9 protein-coding genes are annotated in these 8898 nt (G+C 74.4%); 1 reads left to right on the top strand and 8 read right to left on the bottom strand.

What is annotated here, in order from left to right:
- Positions 1 to 483 precede the first annotated feature (483 nt).
- Entirely contained in the window at positions 484 to 867 is a 384-nt protein-coding gene (locus tag CBZ_RS12655; protein ID WP_130781891.1) for a YbjQ family protein, read from the top strand.
- An 86-nt stretch (positions 868 to 953) separates the two neighbouring features.
- On the opposite strand, the gene CBZ_RS12650 is transcribed toward CBZ_RS12655, so the two are convergent.
- The 8 genes from CBZ_RS12650 to CBZ_RS12615 all read right to left on the bottom strand — a co-directional run.
- Positions 954 to 1715, bottom strand: coding sequence for an ABC transporter permease (locus tag CBZ_RS12650; RefSeq protein ID WP_130781890.1), 762 nt, complete (start codon positions 1713 to 1715; stop codon positions 954 to 956).
- On the bottom strand, positions 1712 to 2548 hold the full coding sequence (locus tag CBZ_RS12645) for an ABC transporter ATP-binding protein (RefSeq protein ID WP_130781889.1): 837 nt from the start codon (positions 2546 to 2548) through the stop codon (positions 1712 to 1714). Before CBZ_RS12645 ends, CBZ_RS12650 begins: the two co-directional genes overlap by 4 nt.
- Positions 2549 to 2612: 64 nt before the next feature.
- Positions 2613 to 3458, bottom strand: coding sequence for a DUF4097 family beta strand repeat-containing protein (locus tag CBZ_RS12640; RefSeq protein WP_130781888.1), 846 nt, complete (start codon positions 3456 to 3458; stop codon positions 2613 to 2615).
- Between the two features lie 123 nt (positions 3459 to 3581).
- Positions 3582 to 4079 (bottom strand): toxin-antitoxin system HicB family antitoxin, encoded by a 498-nt coding sequence (locus CBZ_RS12635; protein WP_130781887.1) that lies wholly within the window; start codon positions 4077 to 4079, stop codon positions 3582 to 3584.
- Positions 4080 to 4203: 124 nt separating this feature from the next.
- Complete coding sequence (locus CBZ_RS12630; protein ID WP_246013341.1) at positions 4204 to 4995, bottom strand: coenzyme F420-0:L-glutamate ligase; 792 nt, start codon at positions 4993 to 4995, stop codon at positions 4204 to 4206.
- Positions 4992 to 6008, bottom strand: coding sequence for a TIGR03557 family F420-dependent LLM class oxidoreductase (locus CBZ_RS12625; protein ID WP_373862176.1), 1017 nt, complete (start codon positions 6006 to 6008; stop codon positions 4992 to 4994). The genes CBZ_RS12630 and CBZ_RS12625 overlap by 4 nt, the downstream gene beginning before the upstream one ends.
- A gap of 106 nt (positions 6009 to 6114) precedes the next feature.
- Entirely contained in the window at positions 6115 to 7434 is a 1320-nt protein-coding gene (locus tag CBZ_RS12620; RefSeq protein ID WP_130781885.1) for a M1 family metallopeptidase, read from the bottom strand.
- Positions 7431 to 8898, bottom strand: a 1468-nt coding sequence (locus tag CBZ_RS12615) for a Pls/PosA family non-ribosomal peptide synthetase (RefSeq protein ID WP_373862175.1), incomplete at its 5' end; no start/stop codon positions are given. The genes CBZ_RS12615 and CBZ_RS12620, both read right to left, overlap by 4 nt.

Raw genomic sequence — 8898 nt, 5'->3', positions numbered from 1 at the left:
GGCGTGGTGGCGCCGGTGGGCGCCGCGACGACGACGGCGGTCGTGGCGGCGACGAGCAGGGCGGCGAGCGCGGCGGTCAGGCGGCGCCACCCGCGGCGCGGTCCGGTCCGCGCGCGCGGTCCCGGTCGCGGGTCGGGGCGGGTCGTCGAGGGCATGGCGGTCACGGAGGGTCTCCGATCGTGCTCGGCGCACGGCGTCGTGCGCGGACGTGCGGCGGCGCCCGGCGGGCGCGCACCGTGGGGCACGCGGGGGGCTGCGTCCGTCCCGCTGCGCGGCGGGCCGGGGGTGGGTCGCGACGTCGAGCTGCGCTGCTCGCCGGGTGGGGCGGTGGACGTCGGGACCGGTTCCGGGTCTCGGAAACGCTTGCTGCAACTTGCAGCACCTCGTTGCGAGCGAACGTACCACCGGGCCCCGCGCCGGGACAGGGGATGATTCCCCGCCCGGCCCTGCCGCGCCGACGCGGCGCTGTGACAGCATGCGGCGATGATCGTGGTGACGACGGACGTGATCCCCGGCTACCGGGTGCAGGCCGTGCTCGGCGAGGTCATGGGCCTGACGGTCCGCTCGACGAACATCGGCGGCAGCCTCACCGCGAGCCTGCGCTCGATCGGCGGCGGGGAGATCCCCGAGTACACGACGATCATGTACGAGAGCCGCCACGAGGTGATGCGCCGCATGGTCGACGAGGCGCGGCAGCGCGGCGCGAACGCGATCGTCGCGATGCGGTTCGACACCGGGTCGGTCGGCCAGTTCAGCGAGGTCTGCGTCTACGGCACGGCCGTCGTCGCCGAGCCGATCCCGGCCGGCGAGCCCGGCTCGACCGGCCAGTCCGCGCACGTCGTCGCCGGTCAGCAGCCCCCGGGCTGAGACGCCACGATCCCCGACCGGCGTGCGGTCGAGGATCCTGGCGCCTCAGTCCGTGGACGGGACGGGGTGCGTCGGGCGGTGGCGCATCAGCTGACCTTGCGCCGGTACGCGGCCATCGCGACGACGTACGCGATCACGAGGACCCCGACGCACCACGCGAGGGCGACCCAGATGTCGCTGCCGACGGGCTGCCCCGAGAACAGCGCCTGGATCGAGTCCACGATCGACGTCACCGGCTGGTTCTCGGCGAACCAGCGCACCGGTCCCGGCATGGTCTCCGTCGGGACGAACGCGGAGCTGATGAACGGCAGGAAGATCAGCGGGTAGGAGAACCCCGCGGCACCGTCCACCGTCTTCGCGGTGAGGCCCGCGATGACCGCGAGCCACGTGAGCGCCAGCGTGAACAGCGCGAGGATGCCGCCGACCGCGAGCCACGCGCCGACGCCCGCCGAGGTGCGGAACCCCATCGCGAGGCCCACGAGCACGATGATGACGACCGTGATCCCGTTGGCGACCAGCGAGGTCAGGACGTGCGCCCACAGCACCGACGACCGGGCGATCGGCATCGAGTGGAACCGCTCGAAGATGCCGGACTGCATGTCGGTGAACAGACGCACGGCCGTGTAGGCGATGCCCGACGCGATCGCGATGAGCAGGATCCCCGGCAGCAGGTAGTTGACGTAGTTCTCGGTGCCGGCCTGGATCGCGCCGCCGAACACGTAGACGAACAGCAGCAGCAGGGCGATCGGCGTGAGGGCCGTCGTGATGATCGTGTCGGCGCTGCGCGTGATGTGGCGCAGCGACCGGCCCGTCAGGGCGGTGGTGTCGTCGAGGACGTGCGTGGTCATGACTGGTCCTTCCCGGACTCGTGGTGCTCGGACGTGGAGGCGGTGGCCGTGCCGGCCGTGGTGCCGACGAGCGCGAGGAAGATCTCCTCGAGCGTCGGCTGCTTCTCGACGTACTCGACCGTCGCGGGCGGCAGGAGCGCCTTGAGCTCCGCGAGCGTGCCGTTCGCGATGATGCGGCCCTGGTGCAGGATCGCGATCCGGTCGGCCAGCTGCTCGGCCTCGTCGAGGTACTGCGTGGTGAGCAGGACGGTCGTCCCCTGCCGGGCCAGGCCCTGGATGACCTGCCAGACCTCGAGGCGCGCCTCGGGGTCGAGACCCGTCGTCGGCTCGTCGAGGAAGAGGACCGCCGGCTGCCCGACGAGGCTCATCGCGATGTCGAGCCGACGACGCATGCCGCCGGAGTAGGTCGCGACGCGCCGCGAGCCCGCGTCGGTGAGGCTGAAGCGCGCGAGCAGGTCGTCCGCGATCCGCCCGGGGTCGGGCAGGTGCCGCAGCCGCGCCACGAGGACCAGGTTCTCCCGGCCGGACAGGATCTCGTCGACCGCAGCGAACTGGCCGGTGAGGCTGATGGACTCGCGGACCTCGACCGGCGACGTCACGACGTCGTGCCCCTGGACGACGGCCGTGCCGGCGTCGGGCTTGAGCAGCGTGGACAGGATCCGCACCATCGTCGTCTTGCCGGCGCCGTTGGAGCCGAGCAGGGCGAAGATGCTGCCGGGGGCCACGTCGAGGTCGACGCCGCGCAGGACGTGCAGGTCCTGGTACGACTTCTCGACGCCGCGGACGCGGATGGCGGGCTCGCCGCCTCGTGGGGGTGTCGGGTGGGTGCTCATGGGTCGTTCCCTTCTCGTGAGGTCGTGCGTCTCGTGGGGTGGTGCGTCTCGTGGGGTCGCGCGCTCAGCGCGCGCGCTGGACGGTGATGTCGCCGGACCGCGTGCGGGCGCGCACCGCCACGGTCTGCTCGGACCCGCCGGGACCGCGGTCGCCGTCGAGCTGGTTGCGGACGTGCCCGTCGCGCGAGGAGAGGTCGAGCCAGGCGGCGACCCCGGCGCGGACGCCGACGGTGACCTGGCCGTAGCCGCTGTCGACCTGGATCGAGCCGCTCGTGACCTCGTGCAGCCGGAGGCTCCCGTAGGCGGTCTTCGCCGTCACGGACGCGAGGGCGCGGGTGATCTCGAGGTCGCCGTAGGAGAGCTTCGCGTCGAGGTCGCCGCGGGCCTCCTCGACGTGGACGGAGCCGTGAGACGCCTTGAGGACCGCGTCGGAGCCGATCGTCCCGATCCGGATCTGGCCGTGGTCGGCCGTGATCTCGACCGTGCCCTCGGCGGCGACCACGTCGACGCTGCCGTGCGTGGCGCGCACCCACAGGTCGCCGGTGGTGTCGAGGTCGACGGACGAGCTCTTGACACGGGTCGCGCCGAGCCGCCCGACGCCCTGGACGCTGCCGAACGCGACCTCGGCGGTGAGCCGCGAGCCGGCGGGCAGCTCGACCGTGACGTCGACGGAGTCGGACGGCCCGGGCCCGATCCAGCTGAGCCGGGGCTTGGGGCCGGTGACGGTGAGCCGGCGGCCGTCGAAGTCGACCGTGGTCTCCTCGACGGCGCGACGGTCGGACGCCTTGGCGGGGCTGGTGGGCACGACCGTGACGACGGTGTCGGCGCGGTCGCCGGCGACGACGCGGACGGCGCCGACGGGCAGGTGGATCGCGAGGTCGATCGGGGTGGGGGTGCTGAACGTGGGCATGCTGACGCCTCCCGTGGTCGGGGTGTGCTCGTCCCGCCCCGCGGGTCCGCGGGGCCGGTGGTGCCGGTGCTGGTGCCGGTCGGTTCCGGTGCTGGTGCCGGTGCTCTCGTGAGGGCCGGAGGGCTAGCGCGCCCAGCCGGCGAAGCTGTCGCCGCTGCGCAGCGCCCGCTGCGCGGATCGTCGCTGCCGGGGCTGCACGGCGTCCGCGATGGCGCGGACCAGCCAGGCGTTGACGGACAGGCCGTCGGCCGCCGCCGCCTCGTCGACCCTCGCCTTGAGGGCGTCGGGGAGGCGGAGCGTCGTGCGGGAGGTGCTGACGTCGTCGAGGTCGACGGGTGCGGTCGGGGCGGCGGGCGCGTCGTCCGCGTCGCCGTCCGCGGCCTGCTGGGTGACGACGAACTCGACCTCGCGCCCGCGCAGCCGCACGTCGACGGACCCGGGTGCGAGGTCGCGGGTGATCTCGCCGGCCGCGGCCGACAGGGCGTCGAGCAGGACGAGCCGGGTCGCGGCGTCGAGCCTGGCGGCGAGGCGCTCGGCGGCGGCACGCGTGTCGGGCGTGCCGTGCTCTGCGGCCTCGACGAGCTGGCGCTGCAGGTCGGTGACGTACTGTCCGAGTTCCATGGCACCAGCATGACACCACAGTGGTGTCATGGCAAGCACTTGTGGTGTCAGATTGCCGCCACGGTGGTGTCAAACGACGTCGAGAGTGGCGTCACGCCGCCCAGCGGAGTCGCGTCGTCGCAGGTCAGTCGCGCTCGAGCGCGTCCTTCCACCCCTGCGCGTACGCCTCCGCGCTCCCCTGCCGGAACATGTCCTCGTCGCCGGTGCGCACCAGCACGCGCGCCCCCGGGCCGTCGTCGTCGGTGACGACGTGACCCAGCCCGCGGACCACCGCGAGCGGACGGCCCGACGCCTTGCCCTTGACGAGCTCGGCGGCCGCGGCGATCTCGTCGGCGATCGCCGTGACGGTCATCGTCAGGGGTCGCCCGAACGAGTCCACCTGGCCGCGTAGGTCGTCGAGCACGGCCACGCCGGCCGCGCCGATCGCGAGGTCCGCGACGCCCTGGCGCCACGGCCGCCCCGCGGTGTCGCTCACGACGACCCCGACCCGCACCCCGAGGGCCGCCGCGACCGCCGCGCGCAGCGCACGCGCAGACGCGTCCGGGTCCAGGGGCAGCAGCAGCACCGTGCCGTCGGGCGTGTTGCTCGCGTCGACGCCCGCCGCGGCCATGACCAGCCCGAGCCGGTTCTCGACGATCCGCGTCACGCCCGTGGCGTGCTCGCGCGTCGCCACGACGCGCACGGTCTCGTCGGTGATCGCCTGCTCGCGGTCGGCCGCGGCGACGACGCGTCCCTCCGCCTTCGACAGCACCTTGCTCGTGAGGACGAGCACGTCGCCGTCGGCCAGGGCCCGGTCGGGCCGCGCCGCGGCGTCGGACCGCAGCAGGTCGACGAGGAGCGCGGCGAGGTCGTCGCCAGGACGGACCTCGCCCAGCCCGTCCGGCGCCCAGACCCGCAGCTCGGCGTCCACGCTCAGCGCACCAGCTTCGGCAGCACGTCGGCGCCGAAGACCTCGATCCACTCGCGCTGGTTGCGGCCCACGTTGTGCAGGTAGATCCGGTCGAACCCGAGGTCGACGTACTTCTGGATCTCGGCGCGGTGCACGTCGGGGTCCGACGAGATGACCATGCGGCCCTCGAAGTCCTCGGGGCGCACGAGCTTGGCCATCTGCTCGAAGTCGAACGGCGAGCGGATGTCGGCCTTGGGGAACTTCATGCCGCCGTTGGGCCACTCGTGCATCGCGTTCGCGAGAGCCTCCTCGTCGGTCGACGCCCACGACATGTGCAGCTGCAGCACCTTGGGCATGGCCTCGCCGTCACGGCCTGCCTCGCGCGCACCCTCGTGGAACTTGCCGAACAGGCCGCTGATCTTCTCCAGCGGCGCACCGACCGTGATGAGCCCGTCGGCGTGCTTGCCGGCGCGCTTGGCGGTGACGGGACCCGCGGTGGCGACGAGGATCTCCGGCGCGACCTCCGGCATGGTCCACAGGCGCGTCGACTCGAGCTTGTAGAACTGCCCGGCGTGCTTGACGTCGCGGCCCGCGAGGGACGCGGCGAACAGCTTCTTGATGACGTCGATCGCCTCGAACATGCGGTTGATCCGCTCGGGCGCCTCGGGCCAGTACTCCGCGATGATGTGCTCGTTGAGCGCCTCGCCCGAGCCGAGCCCCAGCCAGTGCCGCCCCGGGTACATCGCGGCCAGCGTCGCCGACGCCTGCGCGACCATCGCGGGGTGCCACCGGAACGTCGGCGCCGTCACGCCGGGACCGAAGTCGCCGCGCGTGCGCTCGCCGACCGCCGTCAGGACGTTCCAGACGAAGGACGACTGCCCCTGCGCCGGGACCCACGGCTGGAAGTGGTCCGCCGCCATCACGCCGGAGAAGCCGTGCTCCTCCGCGAGCGCGGACAGGGCCACCGCCTCCGTCGGGTGGAACTGCTCCAGCATCGCCGCGTACCCGACCGTCAGCCCGTTCGCCGTCACACCGCTCACCCGCGTCGCTCTCCCTCGTCCGCACCGTCGGGCACCACCGCCGAGCGGGGTGGGCCTCCGGCGACACTAACCCCGCCGTGTGTCCGGCGTGTTCCCGACCACCCGGTCAGCGTCCCGTGCCGGCCGGTGGCAGGGGCGGCAGCACGGGGGCGTACAGCCACGCGTCGAGCAGGGCACCGAGCGGCTGCCCGGTCACCTCGGCGCCGAGAGCGACGAGCTCGGGCGTGCTCACCGAGCCGTGCGCGTGCCGCTGGGTCCACGCGCGCAGCAGCGCGAAGAACGCGTCGTCGCCCACCGTCAGCCGCACCGCGTGCAGCGTGAGCGCGCCGCGCTTGTAGAGCCGGTCGTCGAACATGAGGTCGGGCCCGGGGTCGCCGACCACGAGGTCCTGCGGGAGCGCCGCGAGGCGGGCGTGCGCGGTCCGGGCCTGCGCGTCGGCGGACCGCCCGCCGGACTCCTGCGACCACAGCCACTCGGCGTAGCAGGCGAAGCCCTCGTGCAGCCAGATGTCGTGCCAGCGCCGCGCGGTCAGGCTGTTGCCGAACCACTGGTGCGCGAGCTCGTGCGCGACGAGCCGCTCGGAGCCGCGCCGCCCGTCGACGTGGTTGGCGCCGAACACCGACAGCCCGCTGGCCTCGAGCGGGATCTCCAGGGCGTCGTCCGTGACGACCACGCCGTACGACGGGAACGGGTACGGCCCGAACCGGTCGACGAACAGCGCCATCATCTGCGCCTGCCGCCCGAAGTCGTGCCGGAACGCGTCCACCAGCCGGGCGGGCACCGACGCGCGCTGCGGCACGGGCCCGGTGGCGGTGACGAGCCGCTCGTAGCGTCCGACCTGCACCGTCGCGAGGTAGGGCGCGGTCGGCTCGGCCTGCTCGTACACCCAGCGCACGCGGCTGGAGCGGGCGGTGCGCGACGTGAGCTCGCCGTTGCACACGACGTCGTAGCCGGCCTCGGTCGTCACCTCGACGCGGAACGCCGCCTTGTCCGCGGGGGTGTCGTGGCACGGGAACCACGACGACGCCCCGTCGGGCTGCCCGGCGACGATGACGCCGTCCGTCAGCTCCTCCCAGCCGACGTCGCCCCACGGGCCGCGCCGCGGCTGCGGGTGCCCCGCGTACCGGACCTCGACGACGACGGACTCCCCCGCCGCGAGCCGCCGCGCGAGCCGCACGACGAGCTGCCCGCCGCGGTGCGCCCACCGCTCGGGGCGGCGCCCGTCGACGAGGACCTGCGAGACGCGCAGCCGGTCGAGGTCGAGGACGACCCGGTCGAGCTCGCGCAGCGCGGTCGCGTGCACGCGGGCGCGGCCGTCGAGCCGGTTGGTCGCGACGCGGTAGTCGAGCTCCAGGTCGTACCGGGCGACGTCGAGCCCGGTGTCGGTGCGGTCGGGGACGTACGGGTCGGGGACGGGCGCGCTCATACGGCGCCTGCGCCGGCGGCCGTGCCGGGTGCCGCTCCGGCGGCCGGGCGGGCGGGCACGGGCGCGACCGGGTTCCCCGTCCACGACGACCCGGCGGGGATCTGCTCGCCGCGCAGCACGAGCGACGCGGGCCCGACGTCCGCCCCGTCGCCCAGGGCCGCGGCGGGCAGCACGACGCCGTGCGGGCCGAGGCTCGCCCCGGCGCCCAGCGTGACGGTGTCCATGCTCATGACCCGATCATGGAACAGGTGGGTCTGCAGCACGCAGCCGCGGTTGACGGTGACGCCGTCGCCGAGCGTGACGAGGTCGGCCTCGGGCAGCCAGTAGGTCTCGCACCACACGCCGCGCCCGATGCGGGCGCCGAGCGAGCGCAGCCACAGGGTGAGCGCGGGCGACCCCGACGCGGCCGGGCCGAGCCACGGCACGGCGACGGTCTCGAGGAAGGTGTCGGCGAGCTCGTTGCGCCAGACGAACGAGCTCCACAGCGGGTGCTCCCCGGCGCGCAGCCGTCCGACGAGCACCCACTTGGCGACCGTCGCGAGCCCGCACGCGACGGCGGCCGCGGCCAGGACGACGACCGGCGACGCGAGCACGGCGACGCCCCACCCGGCGCCGTCGCCCACGGCGAGGAGCGCGAGCAGCACGGCCACGGCGAGCCCGTAGGTGCAGATCACGGGCACGAGCCGGCACGTCTCGACGAGCGCGCGCGCGACCCGCAGCCGCAGCGGCGGCTCGAACGTGCGCTCCTCGTCGACCTCCGCGGCGGCGCGCCGCAGCCGCACGGGAGGCGACCCGAGCCACGACGTGCCCGACTTCGCGTGCTCGGGCGTCGCCGACAGGACCGCGACGAGCCCGCGCTTGGGCACCGCCCGGCCGGGCGCGATCATCCCGGAGTTGCCGAGGAACGCGCGCTTGCCGACCTTCGCGTTCTCGACGCGCACCCAGCCGCGGCCGAGCTCGTACGACCCGATGAGCGTGTCGTCGGCGAGGAACGCACCGTCCCCGACGGACGTCATGGACGGCAGCATGAGGACGGTCGACGCCTCGACGTCCTTGCCGATGCGGGCCCCGAGCGCGCGCAGCCACACGGGTGTCGCGCTGCTCGCGTAGAGCGGGAACAGGAGCGTGCGCGCGTCGTCCATGAGGCGCTGCGTGGCCCACACCTGCCACCCGCGGCGGCTGCGGACGGCGTGGAAGCCCTCGCCGACGCCCGTCGCGAGCAGCCGCACGGCGACGAGCGTGACGAGCGCGAGCAGCGCCAGCGTGGTGAGGGCGGCGAGCGGCACGGCCCGGGCCGCGTCGGCCACCGCCTCGCCCCAGGTCGTCGCGCCCCGCATCCCCAGCCCGACGACGACGAGCCCGCAGGCCGCGGCGAGGACGGGGATCGCGGCCAGCACCCCGGCGGTCGCGCCGTACACGCCGACCCAGGCCCGCCCGCGCGGCGCACGCCGGTGCGGCCAGCCC

Source organism: Cellulomonas biazotea (genome assembly GCF_004306155.1).
Classification (GTDB): domain Bacteria; phylum Actinomycetota; class Actinomycetes; order Actinomycetales; family Cellulomonadaceae; genus Cellulomonas; species Cellulomonas biazotea.
The sequence above is the reverse complement of the archived record's forward strand: the minus strand, read 5'-3'. Positions and strand labels throughout refer to the sequence as shown.